Annotated in this window: 24 protein-coding genes; 19 read left to right on the plus strand and 5 right to left on the minus strand. The window is 64.4% G+C overall.

Translation table 11 applies throughout. The annotated features are described in order from the left end of the window. Positions 1-2 precede the first annotated feature (2 nt). From waaC to PP263_RS18805, 5 genes are all read left to right on the plus strand, one after another. Entirely contained in the window at positions 3-1,004 is a 1,002-nt protein-coding gene (gene waaC, locus PP263_RS18785) for a lipopolysaccharide heptosyltransferase I (RefSeq protein WP_308365456.1), read from the plus strand. Next, the gene (locus tag PP263_RS18790; protein WP_308365457.1) at positions 1,004-2,131 is read left to right on the plus strand and encodes a glycosyltransferase family 4 protein; all 1,128 of its coding nucleotides are present in this window, start codon (positions 1,004-1,006) and stop codon (positions 2,129-2,131) included. The genes waaC and PP263_RS18790 overlap by 1 nt, the downstream gene beginning before the upstream one ends. Next, complete coding sequence (gene rfaP / locus PP263_RS18795; RefSeq protein ID WP_308365458.1) at positions 2,124-2,948, plus strand: lipopolysaccharide core heptose(I) kinase RfaP; 825 nt, start codon at positions 2,124-2,126, stop codon at positions 2,946-2,948. The genes PP263_RS18790 and rfaP overlap by 8 nt, the downstream gene beginning before the upstream one ends. A 201-nt stretch (positions 2,949-3,149) precedes the next feature. Continuing rightward, on the plus strand, positions 3,150-3,965 hold the full coding sequence (locus PP263_RS18800) for a lipopolysaccharide kinase InaA family protein (RefSeq protein ID WP_308365459.1): 816 nt from the start codon (positions 3,150-3,152) through the stop codon (positions 3,963-3,965). 3 nt (positions 3,966-3,968) lie between these two features. After that, positions 3,969-4,724: a lipopolysaccharide kinase InaA family protein gene (locus PP263_RS18805; RefSeq protein ID WP_308365460.1), complete on the plus strand. Its 756-nt coding sequence runs from the start codon at positions 3,969-3,971 to the stop codon at positions 4,722-4,724. Here the strand turns inward: PP263_RS18805 and PP263_RS18810 are convergent. Further along, a complete protein-coding gene (locus tag PP263_RS18810; protein WP_308365461.1) occupies positions 4,678-5,877 on the minus strand; it encodes an O-antigen ligase family protein in 1,200 nt (399 codons plus the stop codon). The two genes, PP263_RS18805 and PP263_RS18810, sit on opposite strands and share 47 nt — an antisense overlap. A gap of 33 nt (positions 5,878-5,910) precedes the next feature. Next, positions 5,911-7,062 carry a glycosyltransferase gene (locus PP263_RS18815; RefSeq protein ID WP_308365463.1) on the minus strand — a complete coding sequence of 384 codons (1,152 nt, stop codon included), beginning with the start codon at positions 7,060-7,062 and terminating at the stop codon, positions 5,911-5,913. Positions 7,063-7,276: 214 nt separating this feature from the next. Here PP263_RS18815 and hldE point away from each other — a divergent pair, with 214 nt between their 5' ends. From hldE to PP263_RS18830, 3 genes are read left to right on the plus strand one after another with little or no spacing between them, the layout of a single operon-like run. Beyond that, the gene (gene hldE, locus PP263_RS18820) at positions 7,277-8,698 is read left to right on the plus strand and encodes a bifunctional D-glycero-beta-D-manno-heptose-7-phosphate kinase/D-glycero-beta-D-manno-heptose 1-phosphate adenylyltransferase HldE (RefSeq protein ID WP_308365465.1); all 1,422 of its coding nucleotides are present in this window, start codon (positions 7,277-7,279) and stop codon (positions 8,696-8,698) included. A 58-nt stretch (positions 8,699-8,756) separates the two neighbouring features. Further along, the gene (locus PP263_RS18825; protein ID WP_308365467.1) at positions 8,757-9,152 is read left to right on the plus strand and encodes an adenylyltransferase/cytidyltransferase family protein; all 396 of its coding nucleotides are present in this window, start codon (positions 8,757-8,759) and stop codon (positions 9,150-9,152) included. Between the two features lie 8 nt (positions 9,153-9,160). Continuing rightward, a complete protein-coding gene (locus tag PP263_RS18830) occupies positions 9,161-10,327 on the plus strand; it encodes a CDP-glycerol glycerophosphotransferase family protein (protein WP_308365470.1) in 1,167 nt (388 codons plus the stop codon). Between the two features lie 159 nt (positions 10,328-10,486). On the opposite strand, the gene PP263_RS18835 is transcribed toward PP263_RS18830, so the two are convergent. Then, complete coding sequence (locus PP263_RS18835) at positions 10,487-11,314, minus strand: aldo/keto reductase (protein WP_308365471.1); 828 nt, start codon at positions 11,312-11,314, stop codon at positions 10,487-10,489. Continuing rightward, a complete protein-coding gene (locus PP263_RS18840; protein WP_308365472.1) occupies positions 11,307-12,527 on the minus strand; it encodes an FAD-dependent oxidoreductase in 1,221 nt (406 codons plus the stop codon). Before PP263_RS18840 ends, PP263_RS18835 begins: the two co-directional genes overlap by 8 nt. An 85-nt stretch (positions 12,528-12,612) precedes the next feature. On the opposite strand from PP263_RS18840, the gene waaA reads away from it, so the two are divergent. Continuing rightward, complete coding sequence (gene waaA, locus PP263_RS18845) at positions 12,613-13,899, plus strand: lipid IV(A) 3-deoxy-D-manno-octulosonic acid transferase (RefSeq protein ID WP_308365473.1); 1,287 nt, start codon at positions 12,613-12,615, stop codon at positions 13,897-13,899. A 42-nt stretch (positions 13,900-13,941) separates the two neighbouring features. Here waaA and PP263_RS18850 read toward each other — a convergent pair whose 3' ends face one another. Beyond that, complete coding sequence (locus PP263_RS18850) at positions 13,942-15,501, minus strand: TolC family outer membrane protein (protein ID WP_308365474.1); 1,560 nt, start codon at positions 15,499-15,501, stop codon at positions 13,942-13,944. 281 nt (positions 15,502-15,782) lie between these two features. Here PP263_RS18850 and PP263_RS18855 point away from each other — a divergent pair, with 281 nt between their 5' ends. The 10 genes from PP263_RS18855 (at position 15,783) to PP263_RS18900 (ending at position 24,414) form a co-directional block, all read left to right on the plus strand. Further along, entirely contained in the window at positions 15,783-16,451 is a 669-nt protein-coding gene (locus PP263_RS18855) for a paraquat-inducible protein A (protein WP_308365475.1), read from the plus strand. Then, positions 16,448-17,113 carry a paraquat-inducible protein A gene (locus PP263_RS18860; protein WP_374693677.1) on the plus strand — a complete coding sequence of 222 codons (666 nt, stop codon included), beginning with the start codon at positions 16,448-16,450 and terminating at the stop codon, positions 17,111-17,113. The genes PP263_RS18855 and PP263_RS18860 overlap by 4 nt, the downstream gene beginning before the upstream one ends. Then, the gene (locus PP263_RS18865; protein WP_308365477.1) at positions 17,106-19,445 is read left to right on the plus strand and encodes an MlaD family protein; all 2,340 of its coding nucleotides are present in this window, start codon (positions 17,106-17,108) and stop codon (positions 19,443-19,445) included. The genes PP263_RS18860 and PP263_RS18865 overlap by 8 nt, the downstream gene beginning before the upstream one ends. Positions 19,446-19,465: 20 nt before the next feature. Next, positions 19,466-20,017, plus strand: a complete 552-nt coding sequence (locus tag PP263_RS18870; protein ID WP_308365478.1) for a DUF4136 domain-containing protein — start codon at positions 19,466-19,468, stop codon at positions 20,015-20,017. A gap of 65 nt (positions 20,018-20,082) precedes the next feature. Continuing rightward, positions 20,083-20,616, plus strand: a complete 534-nt coding sequence (locus tag PP263_RS18875) for a DUF4136 domain-containing protein (protein WP_308365479.1) — start codon at positions 20,083-20,085, stop codon at positions 20,614-20,616. A 122-nt stretch (positions 20,617-20,738) separates the two neighbouring features. Next, entirely contained in the window at positions 20,739-21,392 is a 654-nt protein-coding gene (locus PP263_RS18880; RefSeq protein ID WP_308365480.1) for an NUDIX domain-containing protein, read from the plus strand. A 141-nt stretch (positions 21,393-21,533) separates the two neighbouring features. Then, entirely contained in the window at positions 21,534-22,055 is a 522-nt protein-coding gene (locus PP263_RS18885) for a DUF1249 domain-containing protein (RefSeq protein WP_308365481.1), read from the plus strand. Positions 22,056-22,096: 41 nt separating this feature from the next. Continuing rightward, on the plus strand, positions 22,097-22,900 hold the full coding sequence (locus PP263_RS18890; RefSeq protein ID WP_308365482.1) for a metallophosphoesterase: 804 nt from the start codon (positions 22,097-22,099) through the stop codon (positions 22,898-22,900). 76 nt (positions 22,901-22,976) lie between these two features. Next, positions 22,977-23,630, plus strand: coding sequence for a hypothetical protein (locus PP263_RS18895; RefSeq protein ID WP_308365484.1), 654 nt, complete (start codon positions 22,977-22,979; stop codon positions 23,628-23,630). A gap of 169 nt (positions 23,631-23,799) precedes the next feature. Next, positions 23,800-24,414, plus strand: coding sequence for a YqiA/YcfP family alpha/beta fold hydrolase (locus tag PP263_RS18900; protein ID WP_308365485.1), 615 nt, complete (start codon positions 23,800-23,802; stop codon positions 24,412-24,414). Positions 24,415-24,441 lie beyond the last annotated feature (27 nt).

Below are 24,441 nucleotides of genomic sequence, written 5' to 3' on the forward strand. Positions count from 1 at the left end.
CCGTGCACGTACTTATCGTAAAAACCTCCTCCCTCGGCGACATAGTGCATACCCTGCCGGCGGTGACCGAGGCGGCGCGCGCCCTGCCGCAACTGCGCTTCGACTGGGTGGCGGAAGAGGCTTTCACCGAGATCCCCGCCTGGCATCCCGCCGTGCAGTGGGTGATTCCGGTGGCCCTGCGCCGCTGGCGCAGACAGCCACTGGCCGCGCGCCGCTCCGGCGAGTGGCGGCACTTCTGCGAACAACTGGCCGCGCAACGGTACGACCTGGTGATCGACGGCCAGGGCCTGCTGAAGAGCGCCTTTATTGCCCGCAAGGTGGCCGCACCCGTGGCCGGTTACGACTGGACCAGCGCCCGGGAGCCCCTGGCGAGCCTCTTTTATCAACGCAAATACGCCGTGACCAAGGACCAACACGCGGTGCTGCGCCTGCGCCGGCTATTCGCCGGGGCTCTCGACTATCGGCTCTCCGAAGAGGCCGTGGACTGTGGCCTGACGCGCAGCGCCTTTGCGCGGCCGGCCTCAGTGGGCGACTCGCCCTATGTGGTGTTCCTGCACGGCACTACCCGGGAAGACAAGCACTACCCGGAAGCCTACTGGCGCGAGTTGGTCGAACAGGCCGCGGAGCGCTACCGGGTGCTGCTGCCCTGGGGAAATGAGATCGAGCGCGAGCGCGCTTTGCGCCTGGCAGAGGGCGTGGAAAATGCCGCGGTGCTGCCGAAGATGAACCTGGCGGAAATCGCCGGCACCATCGCCGGCGCCGAGGGTGCGGTGGCCGTGGACACCGGTCTCGGCCATTTGAGCGCAGCACTGGGCACCCCGGCGGTCTCTCTCTACGGCCCCACCTCTCCGAAACTGGTGGGTGCCTACGGCGCCAACCAGCGCTACCTCTGCGCGGAGGATTTTCCTCCCGGCGATGCGGATGTAAAACCGGCCATTTTTTCCGGGCTGACCCCGGCCAGGGTCTGGGACGAACTCCAGGCCGCAATACAGGAGGCCCGCTGATGCACCTCGGAATGGCGCTATTCAAATACTTTCCCTTCGGCGGACTGCAAAAGGACTTTCTGCGTATTGCCGAGGAGGCGCTTGCGCAAGGGCACAGAGTCACCGCCTTTACCCGCCAGTGGCGAGGCGACAAGCCGGAGGGGCTGGAGCTGGTGTTGGCACCCTCTGGTTGGAAAAAAGGCGGCTGGCAGAATCACGTGAAAGACCGCAATTTTGCCCGCTGGCTGGCGTCGGTGCGGGGCGACTACACCCTGGACGCGCTGCTGGGTTTCAACCGCATGCCGGGACTGGATTTCTATTTCGCTGCCGACCCCTGTTACCGGGCCAATCGCGCGCAGGGCTGGCGCAGCCGTTTCAGCCCGCGCGCGCGGCATTTCCTCGATTTCGAGCGGGGGGTATTCGCCCCCGGGCACGGCACGCAGATTTTCTATCTCACGGAAAAACAGAAGCGCGAGTACCGCGACTGCTACGGCACCGAGGAGGAGCGCTTTACCCCGGTGCCGCCGGGAATCAGCCGGGACTTTGCCTACCAGCCCGAGGCCGCAGAGGGCGCACGGCGGTTCGTGCGCGAGCGGGTCAATGCCGGCGAGTGCGATGTGGTCTTCCTGCACGTGGGCAGCGACTTTCGGCGCAAGGGCGTGGACCGCTGTATCGAGGCCCTGGCCGGACGCCCCCGCGCGCGCCTGGCGGTGGTTGGCCAGGGCGGGGCCGACAAGTACCTGCGCCAGGCTCAGGCACTGGGTGTGGCCGACCGGGTTCACTTTGCCGGCCCCTCCGAAAAGGTGCGCCAGTGGATGATGGGTGCGGATATGCTGCTGCACCCGGCGCGGGAGGAGGCGGCCGGCATGGTGCTGGTGGAAGCGCTGATCGCCGGGCTGCCGGCAATTGTCTCCGGCTGTGCCGGCTACGCCACCCATATCGAGCGCTCCGGCGCGGGCCGGGTACTGGCCGAGCCCTTCTCGCAGGAGCAGTTCGGCGAAGTACTGATGGAAGCGCTGGACGATGACGTGCGCAACAGCTGGCATAAGTTTGCGCTCACATACAGTGGGGAGGCCGATCTATATAATCTCGGTCCGGTGGTGCTGGAGAAAATCCGCTCCGAGCTGGAGGCGCGACGGAGTGATTGAACTGACTGGGCCCTTCGCGGGCCTGTGGCGCGACCGGGACCCCTTCGAGGAACTCTGGACCACGCCGGGGCGGGATTTCCGCACAATGCCCGGGCGGCGCACCTTCCGCTTCGAGTTCAATGGCAAGGCCTATTTCGCCAAGCTGCACAGTGGCGTGGGCTGGCGGCATATCCTCGGCCAGTGGCTGCGCCTGCGCCGTCCGGTGGTGGGTGCGGCCACTGAGCTGCGCGCTATCCGCCGGCTGGAGCAACTGGATCTGGCCACCATGAAAGTGGCCGCCTTCGGCGAGCGGGGGTGGAGCCCCGCGCAAAAGCGCTCGTTTATCGTCACCGAGGCGATCGAGCCCTCCATCAGCCTGGAAGACTTCTGCGGCGACTGGCCCCGGAGCCCGCCGCCGCGGGCGTTGAAATGGCAATTGATTGCGGAGGTGGCGCGCATCGCGCGGCGCATGCACTGCGGCGGGGTCAACCACCGGGATTTCTACCTGTGTCACTTTCTGCTCGACAGTGAGCGGCTTGAGCGCGACGGCGATATCCGGCTATCTCTGATCGACCTGCACCGGGCGCAGGTGCGCGGGCGCACGCCACAGCGCTGGCGGATCAAGGATATCGCCGGGCTGTGGTTCTCCGCGGTGGATATCGGTCTCAGCCGCACGGATCTGCTCCGTTTTGTGCGTGGCTACGAAGGTTTGGACGAGGGCGAAAGTCCGGCGGACGCGCTGCGCCAGCGGCGGCGCTTCTGGAGCAGCGTTGCACAGAAGATGGCCCGGGTGCGTGAGCGCGAGGCGCGCAAGCGCGCAGCGGGCGTCAAAAGATAAGTTGATGAAGTCACTTGGCTAGAGAAGGGGCGGCCCTGCTACCGGGTACTCCCTTGCGAGACACGCCGTGAATACATCCCTGTAGGCTTGTCGGCGAGGTCCCTCTCGCCGACAGTCTCGCAAGGGAGTACCCGGCAACAGGGCCTTCGCGTCACGGCTATCGCTTGACTAAGTACTGAACCGCTTGAAAGAGACAGATTTATGATCAACCCCATTGCGCAACAGCTGCAGCAGATGGCCGCGCAAGTGGTGGCGCGGGACTGGCAATTGCCCGATGACGGCAGCTGGCACTGGGTGCAGAGTTCGCCCTACGCCCGGGTGGCGCGCATCTGCCTGGACGGGCGGGAGTTTTATTTCAAGGCTTTTCTGTCACGAACAGGGCTGGAGCCGCTCAAGACCGCCCTGCGCGGCAGTCGCGCGGCGCGCTGCTGTAAAAATACCCGCAAATTGCTCGATGCGGGTTTTTCCGCGCCGCGGATCGTCGCCGCACAAACCGCTGGGGCCGTCCCCTGGATCGTGATGGAGAGCATGCGCGGCGTGGCCTGGGCGGATTATCTGGCCAGCTACCTGACCCGGCCCGAGAGCAGGGAGCGACTGCACTGGAAACGCCGGTTGATCACCGCCCTGGGGTCGCAAGTGGGGCGGCTGCACAGACTGGGTTTTGCCCACGGCGACCTGCGCCCGTTTAACGTGCTGGTGGACAGTGTCGCTCGGCAGCCGCATTTTCACTTTATCGACAACGAGCGCAGCCGCCGCATGCCCTACCTGCGCGAGCGCGAGCGGGTGCGCAATCTGGTGCAGATCAATATGCTGCAGGCGCCCCAGATACAGCGTACCGACCGCCTGCGTTTCTGGCGTGCCTACTGCGCCGCCGCCGGCCTCTCTGCGCGTGCCGAGCGGCGCCTGCGCGCGCTGGTTGGCAGGCGCTTGGCGGCCCGCATGGCCGGGCGCCCCGCCGGCAAGATCATCGGCAACAGCGCCCTGTCCACTGAGATATTGGAATATCTCCCGGGATAATATGTGACCACTGAACTTTCCCAATACAGATATTGGCGCCGCGACGGTTGTCGCGGTGTGCTGCGCGCCGGGTACCTGGATGAAAATCTGTTGGTGGACTGGCTGCATGATCGCTGGCCGTCGGCCTGCGAGTTGTTGAAGTCGGAAGCGCGTCGCGCTACCCGCCGTGTGGAAGTCGACGGCCAACTGCTGCTGGTCAAGCAATACCGGGACCGTCCGCTGCTGCCTGCACGGGCCGCCGCTGTGCACCGCACCACTTTGCGTTTGCAACAGCTGGGCGTATCCGTACCGCTGAGCCTGGGCTATGCCCGCGGCGGTGGACATTCGATACAGGTGGCGCAATGGCTGGAAGGCGCAGCGCCGCTGCTATCCTGCGCCGGCACGGCGGGTACCGAGGAAAAGCTGGCATCGGCGATTGAAGGATTGCTGGCGCAGGTGGCGGCGATGCACGCGGCGGGCCTGGTCCACGGGGATCTCAAGTGGGGCAATATACTGCTGCGCGGAGACGAGACCTGGCTGGTGGACCTGGATTCGGTATCCCGCGCGCGCCCGGGTCGCAGCGGCGCCCGGGATCTGGCGCGTTTCCTGGTGGATTGCGCGGAGGCCGGCTGCAGCGCGGACTTCGCCCATCGGGTACAGGCGGTTTACGGCGAGCATCGGGGCTGGGGCCCGGCGCGGGTGCGGCACTGGATCGCCGCGGACTACCGCAAGATCACTGAGCGGCACCGGCGTCGCTACGGAGCGGATCACCGCCTGTAGCGGGCGCGTCTTTGCGCAGCGCCCGGGCGTGCTCCGCCAACAGCACCGCTATCGGCAGGTGCACCAGCAGCCACAGTGCCTTGGGGGATTCCAGCAGTTTGTCGCCGTCCACCATAGTGGCTCCCAGTCCCACCAGTAGCAGCGCCACCCAGGGCAGCAGCCGCTCCACTTTCAGCGAGGCGCGCAAAATCAGTCCTAGTATCGCGAGATAGGCCGCCAGACCCAGCAGGCCGCCGTATACCACCCAGGCCATATAGACGGAGTGGGGGTGGAAGTTGTGTTCCGGTTCCGGCGCTATATCCGGGTTGATTCCCAGGCCGCAGCCAAACAGCGCGCTGCAGCTCTCCACTACCCGTTGCCACTGTGCCAGCCAGATATCCGGGCGGTAGGACAAGCCCCTGGCCAGCAGCGGCTGCCAGTCCACCACCAGCGCCACCAGGCCCAGCACGGCGGCGCAGGCCAGCGCCAGCCAGCGCAGCCGTGGCGATACCAGCAGCAGGCTACCGATACAGACTCCCACTCCGAGCAGTGCGGTGCGCGACTGGCTGAGGTAGATAATGCCCAGGTTGACCGCTACAGCCAGCAGCAACAGCAACCGGTAGCGACGACTCCAGCCGTGCCATTGCACCAATGCGGCGGCGGAGAAGGCTGCGGCAATCGAGCCGAAGAAAATCGGGTTGGAGATGCGGCTGGCACCTACCAGGCGCGCTTGGGGAAAGTCATGTGTGCTGTAGAACCAGAGCATATTGCCTATCGCCGCCAATGCGATCAGTAGTGGCGCTGCGGGAATCACCCAGCGGGAAAGCGGCTTGTCGTTGCGGACCAGCACGAAGACTACCAGTCCAAGTCCGTATAGGTAGAGCCAGCGTTTCAGGTTGGGGACGAATTCTTCGCTGTACTCGATACTCCAAGAGTAGCTGAGCAACTGGTAGCCCAGTAGCGCGTACCAGAGATTGACCAGCGGGCTGCGGTGGAAATCCCTCAGTGTCTCCCGGTCCAGTGCGAACAGCAACGGTAGCAGCACCAGCGCGTAGTAGATATTGTTGACCGCCTTGGTACTCAGGGGCAGCAGGAAAGCGGCGAGGAAAAGTGTAAAGCCACAAAAGAGAAAATGGGTGGCGCGGTCGCGCTTGAAGGGAGAGGAAAACTGCATAAATCGGCTTCTGTGTGGAGCCTCTGCGGGCTCTTATCGGGATTGTGAATTTGCTAGCTGAGGGACTTCCCGTAGCCATTGGTATAGTTCCAGTTGGCGGAGCTGTTGTTCGATGGCGGCGGGGCTGAAGTGGCCGCGGGCATAGGCCAGCTGCCCGGCGGCGACAACGTCGCGACCGGAATCGTCCAGTGCCGCCAGCGCCCGCATACGTTCGGCGAAGGCTTCGACATCCCCAGGGGGTGGGCGCCAATCACAGGAGTTCACCACTTCGCGGGCGCCGCCGGCGTCGCTGGCAATCACCGGTACCTCCGCCGCCATCGCCTCCAGCAGCACCATGCCGAAGGGTTCGCGCTCGGAGCTGAGCACGAAACAATCGAAGGCGCGAAAGTAGCGCGCGGCATTGTGTACCACACCGAGAAAGTCGACCCGGGTGGCCACGCCGAGCTCCGCGGCGAGTCGTCTCAGATGTGTTTCCAGTTCGCCCTGGCCGAGGATGCACAGCCGTGCAGACGGCAGCTCCCCGGCGATCCGTGCGAAAGCGCGCAGCAGAGTGGCCTGGTCCTTGTGCGGGTGCAGGCGGCCCACATTGCCGAACACCCAGGCGTCGTCGGGCAGACCCAGGGCCTTGCGCGCGGCGGCCTTGTCCAACTGCCGGTCGCGCAGGGTATCGAAATCGACGTAGTTGTACAGCGTCTGCACGCGGGAGTGCGCCGCAGCCGGTAGGCAGCGGCGCAGGTCGTCGCGGGTGGCGTCGGAGACTCCCAGCAGATGCACCCGGCGCCCGAACAGCTGAAACAGCAGGCGGCGGCCGCGGCGCTGCAGTTGTCCCAGGGCGTGGGCCACCCCGCTCACCCTGAGCGACGGCATGGTCAGTTGCAGCAGGGTGGCCAGATAGATGGGTTTCCAGCGGTGTGCCACCACCAGGCTGACGCCCTCCTCGCGGCACAGGCGGCGCAGGCGCAGCAGCAGGCCCAGCTTGAGGCCGCGCACATCCTGGGAGCGCAGTTCCAGGAAAACGGTCTTGTCGGAATTATGCGACTGCGCCAGTGCCTCGTCCCGGGGGCGGGTGAGGAAAACGGTGACCACCCGCGCGCCCTGCCGCTGCATCAGTTCGGCGTACTGCTGACTGATATCCACAAAGGGCATGGTATAGCAGTGGCAGAGTTGCAGGACGGTAACAGGCATAGGGTGTCTCAGTACTCGGCTGCCCGCCAGTCGGGGCGGCAATAGTGCGGCATTCTAACCGCACGGGACAGCGCTATCTAGGAACTCGTTGGTTCTCGCACTTCCAAGCGCATCACCTCTGGCACATTTTGCTTGTGTTAAACTCCCCGGCTTTGATATTCGGGACGGATTTCCGGTTCCCCCGACCACATATTTTGTTTGCCCGGTGGTATCTATGACCGCACCCCTGCCCGTTTTCAACCGCGCCCAGGTTCTGGTGATCGGCGACCTGATGCTGGACCGCTACTGGACCGGCGATACAGGCCGTATTTCCCCGGAAGCTCCGGTGCCGGTGGTGCTGGTGGGGGATACCGAGGACAGGCCCGGCGGTGCTGGCAACGTGGCCCTCAACCTGGCCTCCCTCGGCGCGGGCGCCTGCGTGATCAGCCTGGTGGGGCGGGACGATGCCGCGGCAGCGCTGGAGCGAACACTGAGCGCCGCCGGCGTGCACTGTGATTTCATTGCCTCTGAGATCTCTCCCACCATTACCAAATTGCGGGTGATGAGCCGGCACCAGCAGCTGCTGCGCCTGGACTTCGAGCAGCCCTTTGCCGAATCCGACTGCGCCGGGCTGCCGGCGCTGCTCGCGCGCCGCGCAGAGGGAGTGGGCGCGCTGGTATTGTCTGATTACGCCAAGGGCACCCTGGCCCGGTGCCAGGAACTGATTCGCCTGGCGCGGGAGCGGCAGTTGCCGGTGCTGGTGGACCCCAAGGGAGCGGACTTTTCCCGCTACCGCGGCGCCACCTTGCTTACACCCAATCTACACGAATTTGAATTGGTGGTGGGTTCCTGCGCCAGCGAAAAAGAACTGGTGGAAAAGGGCGGAAAGCTGATGGAGGAACTGGACCTGCAGGCGCTGCTGATCACCCGCGGCGAGCACGGCATGACCCTGCTGCAGCGCGGTCTGCAGGAGCTGCACCTGCCGGCCCGGGCGCGGGAGGTCTATGACGTAACCGGCGCCGGCGACACGGTGATCGCCACCCTGGCCGCGGGCATCGCCGCTGGCGAAAGCCTGCCACGCAGCGTAGAGATGGCCAATATCGCCGCGGGTATCGCTGTGGGCAAACTGGGCACGGCGACGGTTTCCGGACCGGAGCTGCGCGGCGCCCTGGCGGCGGAAAGCCACAGCGGTCGCGGTGTAATGACCGGAGAGCAGTTGGTCTACGCCCTGGCCGACGCCCGCGCCCGCGGTGAAAAAATCGTGTTTACAAACGGTTGTTTCGATATATTGCACGCGGGCCACGTGGGCTACCTGGAACAGGCGCGCCGCCTGGGGGATCGCCTGATCGTGGCGGTCAACGGCGACGCCTCGGTGACACGGCTCAAGGGTGAGGGCCGGCCGATCAACCCGGTGGAGCGTCGAATGGCGGTGCTCGCGGGGCTGGAAGCGGTGGACTGGGTGGCCAGTTTCGACGACGATACGCCGGAGCGCTTGCTGGAACTGCTTAAACCGGATGTACTGGTGAAGGGTGGTGACTACAGCAAGGAGCAGGTGGTGGGCTGGCAGATTGTGGAAAGCTACGGCGGTGAAGTGCGTTCGCTGGATTTTCTCGACAACTGTTCTACCACCGCGATAGTGGAAAAAATTAAAAAATAAAAAATTCCACTGATAGAGCATTAGCGAACACTTTTACAGAGCGAGAACCGGCCTGCCTATGCGGGTAATAACTTTTGGCACCTACGACGTGTTTCACCTGGGACACCTGCGCCTGCTCGAGCGGGCCGCGGCGCTGGGCGATTCCCTTGTGGTGGGTGTGTCCTCAGACCAGTTGAACTACACCAAGAAGCAGCGCTACCCGGTGTACGACCAGGCGTCGCGCATGGCCATCGTCGCTGCGTTGCGCTGCGTGGACGATGTGTTCCTGGAGGAATCCCTAGAAAGAAAACGCGAATATATCCTCGCTTATGAAGCCGATATCCTGGTGATGGGTGACGACTGGGCGGGGCGTTTCGACTTCTGCAGCGATATCTGCCGCGTAGTCTACCTGCCGCGCACGCCCTCCATCTCCACCACCCAGTTGATCGAAGTCATCAGGGGGGTGGAGGAGTGAAGGCGGTCATGCAACGCCTGCTGGCGGTGAAGTATTACTTCCGTTCCCTGGTGGTGCGCTCGCGCCCGGATATATGGCTCTTCTATATCAATCGTCACCAGACTTTTGAGGGCAATATCCGTGCGTTGTGGAATTACTGCAATGCCCGCGGCGAGGTGCAGACCTACCTGATCGACTACCGCGGCGAGGGGCGCCCGGCGGATGTCAGCGAGGCCCAATATATTCCCGGCGGCTCCCGCCGCGAGATCTACCTGCGCCTGCGCTGCCGCTACTGCTTTATCAGCCACAGCCAGCGGCTGGCGCTGGGCAAATTTTCCCTGGTGCGCTCCAGCCGGCTGGTGAACCTGTGGCACGGTATTCCGATCAAGGCGATCGGCAATCTGGACGAGCGCTTCACCAATCACCAGTTCCACCGCGAGTTCCGCAAGAGCCGGCGTATCAAGTTGTTTTCAGTAGCTTCGGTATTGGAGCGCTCGATTATCGCCGGGGCTTTCGTCAGTGAAGCAAAAAAAATCAAGGTGTTCGGACTGCCGCGCAACGATTTTCTCGGTATGCCCTACACCGAATTGCCCGGCGCCAGCCAGCAGTTGGTAATGCGCGCGCGCAGTGCCAAGGCCGGGCGCCGCTTCCTGCTCTACGCACCGACTTTCCGCGACTACGATCGCAGCAGTGTGGGGCTGGGCAAGGACGACCTGCACTGGCTGGAACCGCTGCTGCAGCGACACAACGCACTGCTGGGTATCCGCCCGCACCCGCGGGACCTGGACCTCTACCGGGAGCTGATCGATAGCTCGGAGCACATCGTCGACTGCTCCCAGGCGGCGTACGACGACGTGTCCTGCCTGATGCGCGAAGTGGACCTGCTGATTTCCGACTTCTCATCGATCTGGGTGGACTACCTGTTGCTGGACCGGCCCATAGTCTTCTACGCCTGGGACCTGCAGCGCTATATGGAAAGCCGCGGGTTTGCCGTGCCCTTCGACCGGGTACTGCCGTCGGACTTTTCCGAAACCACGGAACAGCTGCAGGGAGCGCTGGAAGAGGCACTGCGGGAAGATGCGCCGGTGCCGGCGCGGCAGCAATGGGTCAAGGGGCTGTTTCACCAGTATCCGGACTTCGGTAGCTGCGCGCGCCTATACCGCTATCTGCAGGACTGGACCGCGGCGGAAACCTGAGGTTAAGGGCCGGCAGGGCAATTTTTTGTAGGATGGGCAAAGCGCAGCGTGCCCATCAAGGCCCGGAAGGTGGGCACGTCGCTGCGCTCCTTTGCCCATCCTACAAAGGGAAGCTGCTTATCTCAGTGCTATTCTGATCAGAGCTTGATTTGAGAGTATTTACGTCCGGGTTGGATTCGAGCGCGAGAGCGCGCGCAGCACACAGCTGCAGTTGTGATCCAGGTGCGCCGGGTTGATGGTGCCCACAATCGCGCTGGTCACGGCGGGGTGAGCGAAGACAAAATCCATCCCCGCCTGTACCGGGTCGCCTCCCTCTCCTGCGATATGGCCGCTGGCCAGGGCCTTCTTTACCAGCACGCCCTTGTTGTTTTTACGACAGTAGTCCAGCACCGCCTCCTCCCCCCGCTCGCGCAGGTTGTAGGTCACCATCATCACATCGCTGTACTGTGCCGCCAGCAGGGCGCCGGCGACGGTTTTGCCGGACATGCCGATGGCGCGGATCAGTCCGTCGCACTTCAGTTGCCGTAGGGTATCCAGCACTTCTTCTTCGCGGACTATGCGCTCGTCGTCGCCGTTCGAATGCACCAGCACCATGTCGAGTACCTCGGTGTGTAGCCGGCGCAGGCTGCGCTCCACGCTTATACGGGTGTGGCGCGCGGAAAAATCAAAACTCGATTGCCCACCGACAAATTCCTCTCCCACCTTGGAGCAGATCAGCCACTGGTCGCGCTGGCCGCGCAGCAGCTTGCCCAGCCGCTCCTCACTGTTGCCGTAGGCGGGCGCCGTGTCTATCAGGTTGATGCCCCAGGCCCGCGCGCGCGCGATCAGGTCCGCCGCCTGCCGGTCGTCGGGAATGGTAAAGCTGCCGGGGTACTTCACGCCTTTGTCGCGGCCGAGTTTGACGGTGCCCAGCCCCAGGGCGCTCACCTGCATGCCGGTGTCGCCCAGGGGCTTCAGGGGTAGCGGGGATGGAGTGATTTCAGGCAAAGGCTTTCTCCCAGGGCGTCGGTGCCACCCGCGGGGCGGGCAGCGCTTGCAGCGCGGCAATATCGCCGCCCGCCGGTTGGATATCGTCCTCGCGTAGCAGCGCCAGTACCTCGTCCGCCAGGTTGGGGGCCAGGGTCAGCTTGGTGGGCCAGGCGGCGATCACATTGGCGCAGTTGTCGGTGCGCAGCGCAGCTGCCTTGTCCGGGCGGGCGAAATTGCGCTGGCGGGGTTCGGCGCGGTCCACCGGCAGGGTGGCCCACTGGCAATGGCCCAGGTCGACCCAGGGCATCAGTTCGCGCAGTTCCCGTTGGGCTTCGGTAATCAGTTTTTCCGGCGAAAGAGACGCCCCCCGTTCGGCCAGCGAGCCGCCCAGGTACCAGACCCAGGTGCCGTCGCCCAGCGGGTGGCTGGAGATAGTGAGCCGCGGAGTTTTTTCCGCGCCCAGGCAGTGGCCGTAAAAGCGATGGGGCAGGTGGTGGCGGACCATTACCTGCTGCAGCGGGCGGCGCTGGGTCTGCGGTGTGCGACAGCCGAGTTGCTCGAGGATCTTTTCGTTGCCGAGGCCCGCAGTGAGAATAAATTTCTGCGCGTGCACTTCCAGGGTTTCGCCGTCGGCGTCGGCGCACAAAACAGCGTTGCCCTCGGCATCGCGCTGCCAGCGTGCGGTGGGCCGGATCTTTTTCAGCTGGTCGCGCAGCGGTGCGCTCAGTGCCTCGAGCACGCTGGGCACATCCAATACCAGATCCACCAACTGGTAGACGCTGCCGCGAAAATCCGCGTGGCGGAAAATTTCCGGGCGCTCATCCCCGGACACGGGGTGCACGCGGCCGCGGGCCAGTTTGCTGGCGAAAAAAGTGCCGACTTTTGATGCGCTGCCACCGCTGGAAAACAGGTAGAAGTGATCGGAGAGAATTCTCGCCGCGGAGAGGTCTACTTGCCCGCTGCCCTCGAGGCAGTCGCGCCACACCTGCGGCATATCCTTTATCGCCTCCGAAGCCCCGGTGAGAGTGCCGCCGAGGGTGTATTTGATTCCGCCGTGAATCATGCCCTGGGAGGCCACCGTCTGCCCGCTGCCCAAGGCCTCCTGCTCGAACAGGGCGCAGGAAAGGCCGGAGGACCGCAGCCGCTGCATCAGCCAGAGGCCGGCGATACCGCCGCCGATCACGGCGATATCGAGAAAAACCGTTTTTGTGGAGGGAGTAGCGGAAGACATAGAACCTCGGGATTATTCTGCGGCGCCATTATACGCACTTGGTAGAATAGCGCCGATCGAGTTTCTGTTTTTGGCGAAGGATTTGATGCGCACACTCTATACTTGGTTATTTCGGGCCGCAGTTCCCCTTATTCTCCTGCGCCTCTGGTGGCGCGGCCGCGCACAGCCGGAGTACCGGAAGCGCTGGCGCGAGCGTTTCGGCCGGGTGCCGGAGCGCGCGAGCCGTGCGCCCCTGGTGTGGGTGCACGCGGTTTCTGTGGGCGAGACGCTGGCGGCGGTGCCCATGATCGAAAAATTGGCGGTGCGTCACCCGCACTGGCAGTGGCTGGTTACCACCAGCACTCCCACCGGCTCCGAGCGCGCGCGCGCGGTGTTGCAACCGATGATCGGCGGGCGCCTGCTGCACTACTACGCGCCCTACGACCTGCCAGAGTGCATAGCGCCGTTTGTCGGCGCCCTGCGTCCCGACACGCTGGTGATCATGGAAACCGAACTCTGGCCCAACCTGCTCGCCCACTGTGCGCAGCGCGGAATTCCCACGCTGCTGGCCAACGCCCGCCTGAGTGAAAAATCCGCTGCCGGCTACGCCCGCTTCGGCCGCCTCGCGCGGCCCATGCTGCGAAAACTGGACCGCGTGGTGGCCCAGTACCCCGCCGATGCGCAACGCTTCGTCGAACTGGGTCTGCCGGCGGAGCGGGTGGTGGCCAGCGGCAATATCAAGTTCGACCTGCAGATTGGCCTTGGCTTGGAGAGCGAGGCCCAGGTACTGGCACACCAGTGGCGCGGCCGCAGAGGCCGCCCGGTATGGTTGGCCGCCAGCACCCACGCCGGCGAAGAGGAGATAGTGCTCGACGCCTTCGAACGGATGCTGGAGGACTTCCCGGATTTGTTGCTGGTGCTGGTGCCGCGGCACCCCCAGCGCTTCGACAGCGTGGCGCGCCTGTGCCGGAGCCGCAACCTGACCCTGCTGCGGCGCAGCGATGACGGGCTGCCCGGTCCAACCCACCAGGTGCTGTTGGGGGATACCATGGGCGAATTGCTGCGTTTCTATGGGGCCTGTGACCTGGCATTTGTGGGTGGCAGCCTGGTGCCGGTGGGCGGGCACAATATGATCGAGCCCGCGGCCTGGGGCGTGCCGGTGGTATGCGGCCCGCACCTGCACAACTTCTCCACCGTCGCCCAGCTGTTGATCGACGCCGGGGGCATGCGCGTGGTGGAGGATGCGGAACAGCTCGCCGACCAGTTGATGGACTGGCTGCGGGATGACTGCGGGCGCCGCAGCGCTGGCGAGCGCGGGCGGGAAGTGGCGGCGGAGAACAGCGGTGCGCTGGAACGGCTGGTAGAGGAAATTGATAGTTTAATGAAGGGCTAGGGCGAACGCAGGTTCGCCCTGTCAGCGCCCCGATTGGGGCGCTCACTTGGTCGGTGAGGCTGGTGGATCTTTCCTGATCGGTGGGGCTGGAGGGGCTAGGGTCGGTGCGGTCGGCGCCGTTTCCGCCACACGTAAAATTGGACTGGCGGGATTCAGCTCGTTCTCCAGGCTCTGCAGGTCGTCCGGTGCCAGCAGTCCTGCCGTCCGCTTCAGGTCCAGGGTGTTCTGGATATAGTCGTAGAGGGCATTGGCGTAGTCGGTGCGCGACTGGGCGAGGGTGCGCTGGGCCAGCAGTACGTCCACGATGTTGCGGGTGCCCACTTCGTAGCCCGCCTGGGTGGCCTCCAAGGCGCTTCTGGCCGCGATCACCGCCTGCTGGCGCGCCTCCACCCGGGACACGTCGGTGACCACCGCCCGGTGCAGGGTGCGGGTGTTCTGCACTGTGTCACGTTCCACCAGATTGCTCAGGTCCTCCGCCTGGAAGGCGAGGTTGCGCGCCTCGCGGCGGCTGGCGCTGAGGCGGCCGCCGGTGTAGATGGGTACTTGCAAGGTGATTGCTGCGATTTTGGTTTCCTGAGTGGTATCGATTGGAATCGTTTGCGAGTCGATTTCCAGATCGCCGTCGCTGTGGTACTTCTGGTAGTTCAAAGAACCGGTCAGGGTCGGCAGATGCTCGGCCGCGGCGGCGCGGGCGCTATAGCCGGCGGCATCCGCGGCCAGGCGGGAGGCTTTCAGGTCGAAGTTGTTGGCCAGGGCGAAGTCCACCCAGGCGCTGCGCTCTATGGGGTCCGGTGCGACCACCGCGAAATCCCCGCCCAGGGGGGCCACCGAATCGTGGTGGCCGCCGGTGAGCACCGATAGGGCGTCGAAATTGCTGAGCAAGTCGTCCTGGGCGGTGAGCCGCCGTGCTACCGCGTTCTCGTAGGCGGCCCGGGAATCGTAGACGTCGGTGATCGCGGTGAGGCCTACCTCGAAGCGCTGCTGGGTTTGTTCCAACTGCTTGGCCAGGGCCTCCTCTTCGGCGATCGCGGCTTCCAGCACGTCGTGGGCGCGCAGCACGTCGAAGTAGGCGACTGACACCCGCAGCATCATCTCCTGCTGGTTGGCGCTGAACTCGGCGGCGGCCTGTTCGCTGATCTTCTTGCCCTGCTTGTAGCCGAACCAAGCCGGCAGATCGAATATCGCCTGGTCCAGCCTGACGCTGTAAGTCCGATCGTCGGTGTCGCTCTTAGTGGTGGTCGGAATCACCAAGATAGTGCCGTCGTCGTTGAATTGGCTCTGGACCCTGTCGGTATCGGAGCGGACTTTACTGGCCTCGGCGGTGCCCTGGATCTGTGGCAGCAGCGCCGAGCGGCCAAGATTTTTCGCCTCCAATCCGGCGTGATAAGCGGCGCGGTCGGCGGCCAGCTGCGGATCGTTGTCCAGGGCCTGCAGGTAGACCTCCCACAGGGTGTCAGCCTGAGCCTGCATTGCGCCGAAGCCCAGCACGGCGGCGGCGAGCGGAGCCTTCAGCGCGGCCGCGAAATGCGTTTTCAGCGCGGCGGCGATATGAGTTTTCAACGGGCGCGGGGAATGGCCCGGAGTGACATCACTTCTTTTCATCTGTTTAAACTTCCTGTGGTGGGTGCGGTCTCAAAGCGCTGCCAGTCTCCCCCCTGGCGAAAGCAGTCGCGAAAGTGTACCCGCGGCCTGGGGGGCAGTCGAGGCGACGGTAGCGGCATTTTGGTATATCTTCGTTAAACCGACGCGAATGTGCGGCTACCGGTGATTAAGCGGTAAAAACCGGTGTTACCGATATCCGGGCGAAACTCATCGATGCAATAGACGCAGCCGGATTTATTTTGGATGCGGCAAACATCTTGCAGAAAAGGGCAAGAATCGCGATGGAGCAGGCAGTACAGAAAAAGCCCGAGCCCTGGCGGCGCGCCTGTCATCAATGCGATCTGCTGCTGGAGCGCGCGGTGGCCCCCCTGGGGCAGAAATTGGTGTGCCCCCGTTGCAATGCCACTCTGCATCGCAACGGCGCGCACAGCATTCGTTATACCGCGGCACTGAGCCTCACCGGCCTGTTGTTGTTCATTCCCTCCGCCGCCCTGCCGCTGCTGCACTTTTCCATTTTTACCTTCGGTGCTGAAAACACGCTGTTCAACGGGGTGCAGTCGCTGTTTGGCGCCGGCTATATCTGGCTTTCCTCCCTGGTACTCTTCTGCAGCGTGCTGGCGCCGCTGGGCAAATTCACCCTGCTGGCCTTTATCAGTTGGGGCTGCGGCTGGGAGGCGCTGGACCGCCCGGTGGCCAACGCGGTTCGCTGGTACCACCACCTGCGGGACTGGGCCATGCTGGACGTATATATGCTGGGTATACTGGTGGCGCTGGTCAAAATGAGCGACCTTGGCAAGATGGCGGTGGAGCCAGGGCTCTATTGCTTTGCCGCCATGATGCTGGTTTCCAACCTGACCACCCTGAGTTTCGACCCATACGCGGTCTGGGCGCGCATGGCCCGGCGCCGGGAGCGACCGCCGGCCGGCGAAGCCGCGGGAGGCGGGTCGTGACCGGGCCGCCAAAAGCACGGGAATCCGGGCTCACCAGTTGCCTCTGCTGCCACCAGCTGGTGCGCATGCCCGAGGGGGAGGAGTCCTGCCGCTGCCCCCGGTGCGGCGGGCGGGTGCATACCCGCCAGGTGGGTAGTCTCACCCTCACCTGGGCCTTTGTCATTACTGGCGCCTTTCTGCTGGTGCCGGCCAATATCCTGCCGGTGATGACCGTCATCTACCTGGGGGCCGGCGAGCCCAGCACCATTATCAGCGGGGTGATGCAGTTGTATGACTCCGGCCTCTGGGGGATCGCCCTGATCGTGTTCGTGGCCAGTATCGCGGTGCCGGTGATGAAACTGGTGGGGCTGGTGCTGCTGCTGGTGCAGATACAGTTCCGCCTGCCGCTGATTCCTCTGCAGGCGATGCAGGTGTACCGGGTGGTGTCGGCGATCGGCCGCTGGTCGCTGCTGGACCTGTTCATGATCTCCATCCTGGTGGCGCTGGTGGACATGGGGGCCATCGCCGAAGTGGCCGCCGGCCCCGGCAGTACCGCCTTTGCCACCGTGGTGGTGGTGACCATGCTGGCGGCCCGCTTCTTCGATCCGCGCCTGATCTGGGACGCCTACGACGCGCGCCGGGAGCGGGAGGACGCCGTGGAGGGAGCGGTGCGGAATGGCTGAAGAGTTTGCCCGCGAGGGCGTGCTCCGGCGCAGCCGCGGCCTGCCCCTGGTATGGCTGCTGCCGCTGACCGCGGCGCTGATCGCGGTGTGGCTGTTGTACCGGGAATTCACCCAGGGCGATATCCGCGTCACTATCCTCTTTCCCTCCGGCGAGGGCCTGGTAAAGGGCAAAACCCCGGTGAAATACTCCGGAGTGGATATCGGCGTGGTGCGGGATTTCCGCCTGGTGCCCAACGCCGAGGAACTGGGCGGTGCCGACGGGGTGCTCGCCGAGGTGGATTTCAATCGCAGTGCTGAGTACCTGCTGGTGGAAGGCAGCAGATTCTGGCTGGTCAAGCCGGAATTCTCGATCACCGGGGTGAGCGGTTTGGAAGCACTGGTGTCCGGCAACTACATCGCCGTGGAGCCGGGCAGCGGCGAGCGCCAACGGGAATTCGTGGCCTTGGCGGAACCCCCCGCCCACGTGCGCGGCGAGGGCCTGCGCGTGGTGGTCAAAGCGCCGCGACTGGGGTCCCTGAATCGGGGTTCGCCGGTCTACTACCGCCAGCTGCAGGTGGGTCAGGTGGAGAATTACCATCTGAGCAAGGATGACACCCGGGTGGAGATCGACCTTTTTATCCGCCGCGAATACGCTCATCTGGTACACCGCGGCAGCCGCTTCTGGAACAGTTCCGGGCTGTCCATAGAGGGAGATATCAGCGGGGTGACGGTGAACATGGAGTCCCTGGCCGCGCTGGTGGCCGGCGGTGTGAGCTTCTACACCCCGGAAAGCCAACGCCATTCGCCGCTGGCGGTGGATGGCAATGAATTCAAGCTTTACGAGAGTTTTGCCGAGGCGGACGCCGGTATTCCGGTGACACTCAATTTCGATCGCGGGGTCAGTGTCACCCCCGGCAGCACCCAGGTGCTCTACCAGGGTATCAAGGTGGGCGAGGTCAGCTCAGTGAAGGCCAGTCGCAATATGAATGGCATGGAGGTGACGGTGCTGATGGACCCGATCACCGACGAGCTGCTGAGCGAAAATACCCGCTTCTGGATCGCCCCTCCCACCCTGGATATCGCCAGCGGCCTCAGCGATTTGCTCAAGGGCAACCGCATCGAGGTGGATCTGCGCCGCGGCCAGCGCTCCCGGCGCACCTTCGACGCCCTCGCCTCGCCGCCGCCGCGGGACCCGCGGGCACCCGGCCTGCACCTGCGCCTGACCGCGCGCACCACCGGCTCCCTGCAGCGCGGCGCCTCCGTCTACTACCGGCGTATCCCGGTGGGTACGGTTCAGGGTATGAAGCTGAGCGGAGACGGCGAGCGCGTGGAGGTGTTCGTGGTAATCGAGCCCCGCTATGCCTATCTGGTGAACAATCGCACCCGCTTCTGGAATATCAGCGGCCTGCGCGCCAGCGCCAGCTTCGGCGGCGTCGAGGTGGAGGCCGACTCGCTGATGTCTCTGGTGCGCGGCGGCGTCGCCTTCGGGAGCCCCCCGGGAGCGCAGGAGAGCGCCGGCCCGGCTCGCAGCGGCGACACCTTCCATCTCTACAGTAGCCGCGAGGCTGCGCTGGAAGAGGGCGTGACCATTCATATCGCCCTGTCCGACGCCTCCGGCCTCAAAGAGGGGTCGCCGATCCGCTACAAGGGCGTCCAGGTTGGGGAAATCACCCGCCTGCGCCTCGGCCGCGAGCTGGAATCGGTGCGCGCCACCGCCAAACTCTATCACCGCGCCGAGCACTTCGCGCGAGCCGGCACCCGCTTCTGGGTGGTGTCGCCGCAGATAGATATCGACAAAGTGGAGAACCTGGACACCCTGATCAGCGGCCGCTACCTGGCGCTGGAACCCGGCGGCGGTGAAGTGCAGCTGGAGTTCATCGCCCTCGCCGAGCCGCCGACTCCCGGCCTGGCGGACACCATGATGCGCCCCGGGCTCACGGTAATCCTGGACGCGCCGCGGCGCGGTTCGCTGGCCCCCGGCAGCCCGGTCTACTACCGTCAGGTGCAAGTTGGGGAAGTTACCGGTTTTGCCCTAGGGGAACTGGCGGACCGGGTTTATATCTATGTCTATATCGAGCCGCGTTATCGCACCCTGGTGCGCGAACACACGGTGTTCTGGAATGCCAGCGGCGTGGATGTCAATTTCGGCCTGATGAGCGGCCTCAACGTCCACACCGAGTCGGCCCGGGCACTTCTCGCCGGCGGCGTCGCCTTCGCCACCCCTGAAGGGCCGAATATGGGGCGGGAGGTGGAATCCGGCAGCCACTACCCCCTCTATCCAGAGGCGAAACCGGAGTGGCTGCGCTGGAGTCCTAAAATAGAGTTGTACGGTTCGACCGAGCCGGCCAAGTGAACAGGGAACAGGGATTTGCTATGCGTATAAAATTAATTGGCCTGCTTGCCGTATTGCTATTGGCCGCTTGTGAAACCATGGAGGTGCAAAGGGTGGAGCCGCGGGTGGCACCGGTGGCCTTCTCCACCTATACCTGGGGCCCGTCGGCACTCGGTGATGTGCCCGAGGTGTCGGCACAACTGGTGGAACTGGACCAGGAAATGCGTGACGTAGTGGCCGCGGAGATGGGCGCCCGGGGTTACCGTCTGGTGGAGAACGGCGCCGGCGCGGATATGGTGGTGGACTACCAGGTGGCGGTGATCGAGGAGCAGTTTGCCGGCGACCCCACCGATTCCAGCTGGGACGCGCAATTCGACAGCAACGCGACCCCCGGGGTGGTGGAACTGCCCACGCGCACCGGCGCGCCGCGAGTCACCCTGACCCTGGGCATCGGCCGTCCCGGGGAGCCGTCCATCTGGGGCGGCACTGCCACCAAGCTGATGACGCGCTCGGAGGACGCCGCCGAACGCCGGCATATACTCAGTGCTGCGGTGCGCGACCTTTTGAAGGATCTCCCCCCGGCGGCGCCCTAGGGCTCTAGTACCCAATTACCCCAGGCAGGGAAGCCATCTTCTGAAAACAGCAGTAGGAGATTGGCATGACTGTCATTTTGCGAACCCTCTTCCCCCTGTTGGCGCTCGCGCTGGCCGGCTGCGTCGCCACCAGCCCAGTGGCGGTGGACTACGATCCCCAGGCCGACTTTTCCCGGCTCGAAAGCTTCTACCTGCTGGACCCGCTGGCCAGTGGCCCGGTATCGCCACTGGAGTTGAAGCGCGTCCGGCAGGCGGCGGACGGTCTGTTGCGCATGCGCTACCGGCCGGCGGAGAGTGCCGAAAGCGCCGATTTTGTGGTCAGGGTCCAGCTCAACTCGGTGGACAAGGTCGCAGTCTATGAAGACAGCCTCGCCCTCTATGGCGGCTACCGCTACTGGGGGTGGGGCTGGCGCGCACCGCTGGACGTGCGCCACTACCGCGAAAACACCCTGGTGGTGGATATACTCTCCCCCGAGCGCTCCCCCCTTTGGCGCGGCAGCACGGTATCCTCCGCCGGCCGCTACCGGGACCCGGCGCAGAACCAGCAGCGGCTGCGCGAGGAGATGGCACTGATCTTCAACCGCTTCCCGCCGTACTGAGCGGAAATCCGGGACTCCGCCGTCGCACCGCTGAGAGGGGCGGTGCGCACGGCGCACCCTACTTTCCACACTTTCCACTAGAGAAGCTCACGGACGCCATCGACAAAGCGAAAAACTGAACAATGACCGATAACGATAAAACCCCCGAAATCGACCTCTCCCCGCAATTCACCCGCGACGCGGTGGAAATCGTCTCCCGGGAGGCGGTGTTTGAAGGGTTCTTCACCATGCAGAAACTGCGCCTGCGCCACCGGCTGTTCCGCGGCGGCTGGAGCGGCGAGATAGAGCGCGAACTGTTTGTGCGCGGTGCCGCCGTGGGGGTGCTGCTCTACGACCCGGTCCACGAATTGGTCGCGCTCACTGAACAGTTTCGTATCGGCGCCCTGGATCGCCCCGAAGGGCCCTGGTGTCTGGAGGTGGTGGCGGGTATGGTGGAGGAGAGCGAGTCCCTGGAAGGAGTGGCTCGGCGCGAACTGCAGGAGGAGGCCGGGCTGGAAGTGGAGCAGTTGCATTACATTCGCAGCTATATGCCCAGCCCCGGCGGCAGCTCCGAGCGCCTGCATCTCTTCTGCGCCCTGGCGGATCTTCGCAACGCCGGGGGGCATTTCGGCCTGGATAACGAAAGCGAGGACATTCGCCTGCGGGTGCTCCCGCTGCAGGCGGTGTTCGATGTGCTGGAGACCCACACCGAGGCGGGCGGCCCGATCGACAACGCGGCCACGGTAATCAGCCTGCAGTGGTTGCAGTTGAACCGGACGCGCCTGGGTGGCGGTTGAAATATTGTTTCAATAAATCGCCGCAAAGAGGAATAAAAACTCATTGTGAATGGCGGGTCACAAAAGAATCCCGTTCAATTGCCCGGCAGGGGCGCAAACTGAGAGCTGAATCACGGCGACAATAGAATTGGAGTGTCGATAATGGGCCTATCGGTAAAAACGGGAGCGGTGGCGGACAAGCGCACGCGTCGCTTCCGGGAGGCGGGTGGCAAGACAGAATATCGGGTGGATTTACCTGCCTATCATGCCGATTGCGACGCCAATTATCTGCGCCTGCGCAAACTGTTGCCCGAATTGGCGAACAGAGAGCACTGGCGCTACCAGATGCCCAACGGGGCCCTGGAACTGTCGGTCCAATCCCGCTCCCGCTACACCACCGAGGTGTGCCTGAACGCGAGCGCTGAGACCGGCGAGCGGAACTGGCTGGCACCGCCCCAGATCACCGTGCGCCTCTATCACGACGCGCGCATGGCGGAGGTGGTGGCAGTGGACGGGCGCGGACCGGTGGGTGACAACGGAGTCGGCTTCACCTACCCCAACCCGCGCATGCACTGTGCGGACGAACGGCAGCAGGCCAACCGCTTCCTCGGCGAGTGGCTGGGCCACTGCCTGGCGAACGGTCGCGCGGAAATTGAACTGATACTGGACGGCCGGCGGCTCTGACCCGCTGAGCCTCCACAGGGACGTGTGGACAAGGTGAGCGTGTGATAGAAGAGTCAGTCGGGCCCGTACATCGTCTGGTGCAGTTTACCGACCCCCATATCGGCGGCCGGCCGGATTACCACTTGCTCGGCCTGGATACCGGGCATACTTTCGACGAAGTGCTGCGCGCGATCGAGCGGGAGCAGTCCGGCGCCGACATGCTGGTCGCCACCGGCGATATCAGTGCCAATGGTTCCGAAGGCTCCTATCGCCGCTTCCTGCAAAAAATGCAGCGGGTGCAATCCCCCTGGTACTGGCTGCCCGGCAATCACGACAACCCCGCGCGTATGAACCGGGTGGCACCGGGGCGACACCCGGAAGTGGTGTCGCTGGGAAATTGGCGTCTGCTGCTGCTGGATAGCAGCCTGGAAGGGCAAATCTGTGGCGGCCTCGACGACTCCCAACTGGAGCGCCTGGAAGAGCTGCTGGCCCTGCATACCCTGCACCCGCTGATGATTCTGATGCACCACCAGCCGGTACAGGTGGGCAGTGCCTGGATCGACGGCCATATGCTGCGCAGCGGGCGAGATCGTTTCCTGCAACTGATCGGCGACAATCCCAGTATCAAAGCGGTGGTGTGGGGGCATGTGCACCAGCAGTTCGACAGCCGTCTGGGGCATATCGGCCTGCACGCCACTCCTTCCACCTCCGTCCAGTTCACCCCCGGCAGCGGTCCCTTTTCCGTGGACGAGAAGATGCCCGGCTATCGCTGGTTTGAACTGTGCGACGACGGCAGCTACCGCACCGGAGTGGAGCGGGTCACCGTCTCTGAATACAGTGTCGATCTCGCCTCCGCCGGTTATTAACCTTTATTAACCTGCCTTTCCCACCGCTGCGCCCGTACAATGAAACTTCTGTCCCCCGGAAGTTGTGAGGTTGAAGATGCGCGTGGTTTCTCCGCTGTTTTTCCTGTTTTCCCTATCGTTGTTTTCCGCCTGCACACAGCAGGCTGCTGCCCCCACGGCGGCGGAGATCGCGGATGGCCTGCAGCCCCGCGACAGCGGCCTCGACAGCGTGGCCGCCGCCTTCGCCTTCGATCTCAGCGGCTCCGGTGTCTACGTGGCGCCGGTGGAAATCGACTACACCAAACGCTTCGCCGGCCCCGGCCAGCCCCTGCGCGCCAGGGACTATGAACTGGACGCAAAAGACCGGGCCAGGCTGCAGGAACTGATGGCGGAGATCTTCAGCGAAAAATTTCTCGCCCCGCGCAACAGCCAAGTGGTGGCCGACCCGGAAGAGGCGGACTACACGCTGCAACTGCGCCTGGAGCGCTTCTCCCTGGCCGCGCCCCTGGAGCCCTCCGCCTGGCTGTGGCGGGTGTACACCGAGCAGAGCGCCTACGGTGTGCTGATGGGCGAACTTTACAACGACGAGGGCAAAGTGGTGATGCGCTTCCGCGACCGCCGGGATATCGGTGAAAAATTCGGAGGGCTGGGCCCGGGCCGCCTGGAGCGCTTCACCAGCGTCACCTTCTGGAACGACATGAAACTGGACCTGCGCCGCGCCTTCAGCAGCCTGGACAAAACCTTGGGCTGAACCCCGGGACCGCGGAGCTCCAGCTCCGCCCTGGGAACGCCGAGCTCCAGCTCGGCTCGCGGGCCGCAGGCCCGCCAATAACGAGTTTGTTTCCTGCGAAGGACGCGTCGTGCACCATCACCTTGACCGGGGCGCACTCACCACCACACCCGCGCTATAATCCCCGCCCATGCCAAACCCAAAAAACCGCCCCCTGCTGATCTACCTGCACGGCTTCCTCTCCTCGCCGCAGTCGTCCAAATGCCAGCTGCTGCGCAAATGGCTGGCGGAGGCACATCCGCGCATCGTCTTCTGCGCGCCGCAGATCTCCCCCTACCCGGCGGTCGCCGCCCACTCCCTGAGTGCGCTGGTGGAAAATTTCGTCAACAGCGCGGAGTGCGGTCCCATCGGCCTGGTGGGCAGTTCCATGGGCGGTTTCTGGGCCAGTTACCTGGCCGAGCGCTACCGGCTGCCGGCGGTGGTGGTCAACCCGGCGGTGCACCCCTCACACTTTATGCCCAACTACCTGGGGCAGACGCTGACGCCTTACAGCGGTGGGGCACAGGAGTATCGCCTTACCCCGGCCGACGTTGATACCATGCGCCAACTGGAAGAATCGCTGCCGCATCCCCTCGCCGCGCGCTACTGGCTGCTGGCCCAGCGCGGCGACGAGACCCTCGACTGCCGCGAGGCAGAAGACTTCTACCGCGGCCAGCGCCAGACCCTCGAGAACGGGGGCGATCACAGCTTCCAGGGTTTCGCGCGCTACTGCGCGCCGATAATTGAGTTTTTATTTAACCCGTAGGAGCGCTCCCCCTGGGAAGGCCGAGCT

Source organism: Microbulbifer sp. TB1203, from assembly GCF_030997045.1.
Taxonomy (GTDB): Bacteria; Pseudomonadota; Gammaproteobacteria; order Pseudomonadales; family Cellvibrionaceae; genus Microbulbifer.

Excerpts from the sequence above, each read along its gene's own strand:
- PP263_RS18790 (WP_308365457.1), top strand. The coding sequence starts at position 1,004 with ATGCACCTCGGAATGGCGCTATTCAAATACTTTCCCTTCGGCGGACTG.
- PP263_RS18800 (WP_308365459.1), top strand. The coding sequence starts at position 3,150 with ATGATCAACCCCATTGCGCAACAGCTGCAGCAGATGGCCGCGCAAGTG.
- PP263_RS18810 (WP_308365461.1), bottom strand. The coding sequence starts at position 5,877 with ATGCAGTTTTCCTCTCCCTTCAAGCGCGACCGCGCCACCCATTTTCTC.
- PP263_RS18815 (WP_308365463.1), bottom strand. The coding sequence starts at position 7,062 with ATGCCTGTTACCGTCCTGCAACTCTGCCACTGCTATACCATGCCCTTT.
- hldE (WP_308365465.1), top strand. The coding sequence starts at position 7,277 with ATGACCGCACCCCTGCCCGTTTTCAACCGCGCCCAGGTTCTGGTGATC.
- PP263_RS18825 (WP_308365467.1), top strand. The coding sequence starts at position 8,757 with ATGCGGGTAATAACTTTTGGCACCTACGACGTGTTTCACCTGGGACAC.
- PP263_RS18830 (WP_308365470.1), top strand. The coding sequence starts at position 9,161 with ATGCAACGCCTGCTGGCGGTGAAGTATTACTTCCGTTCCCTGGTGGTG.
- PP263_RS18840 (WP_308365472.1), bottom strand. The coding sequence starts at position 12,527 with ATGTCTTCCGCTACTCCCTCCACAAAAACGGTTTTTCTCGATATCGCC.
- waaA (WP_308365473.1), top strand. The coding sequence starts at position 12,613 with ATGCGCACACTCTATACTTGGTTATTTCGGGCCGCAGTTCCCCTTATT.
- PP263_RS18850 (WP_308365474.1), bottom strand. The coding sequence starts at position 15,501 with ATGAAAAGAAGTGATGTCACTCCGGGCCATTCCCCGCGCCCGTTGAAA.
- PP263_RS18855 (WP_308365475.1), top strand. The coding sequence starts at position 15,783 with ATGGAGCAGGCAGTACAGAAAAAGCCCGAGCCCTGGCGGCGCGCCTGT.
- PP263_RS18865 (WP_308365477.1), top strand. The coding sequence starts at position 17,106 with ATGGCTGAAGAGTTTGCCCGCGAGGGCGTGCTCCGGCGCAGCCGCGGC.
- PP263_RS18870 (WP_308365478.1), top strand. The coding sequence starts at position 19,466 with ATGCGTATAAAATTAATTGGCCTGCTTGCCGTATTGCTATTGGCCGCT.
- PP263_RS18875 (WP_308365479.1), top strand. The coding sequence starts at position 20,083 with ATGACTGTCATTTTGCGAACCCTCTTCCCCCTGTTGGCGCTCGCGCTG.
- PP263_RS18880 (WP_308365480.1), top strand. The coding sequence starts at position 20,739 with ATGACCGATAACGATAAAACCCCCGAAATCGACCTCTCCCCGCAATTC.
- PP263_RS18885 (WP_308365481.1), top strand. The coding sequence starts at position 21,534 with ATGGGCCTATCGGTAAAAACGGGAGCGGTGGCGGACAAGCGCACGCGT.
- PP263_RS18895 (WP_308365484.1), top strand. The coding sequence starts at position 22,977 with ATGCGCGTGGTTTCTCCGCTGTTTTTCCTGTTTTCCCTATCGTTGTTT.
- PP263_RS18900 (WP_308365485.1), top strand. The coding sequence starts at position 23,800 with ATGCCAAACCCAAAAAACCGCCCCCTGCTGATCTACCTGCACGGCTTC.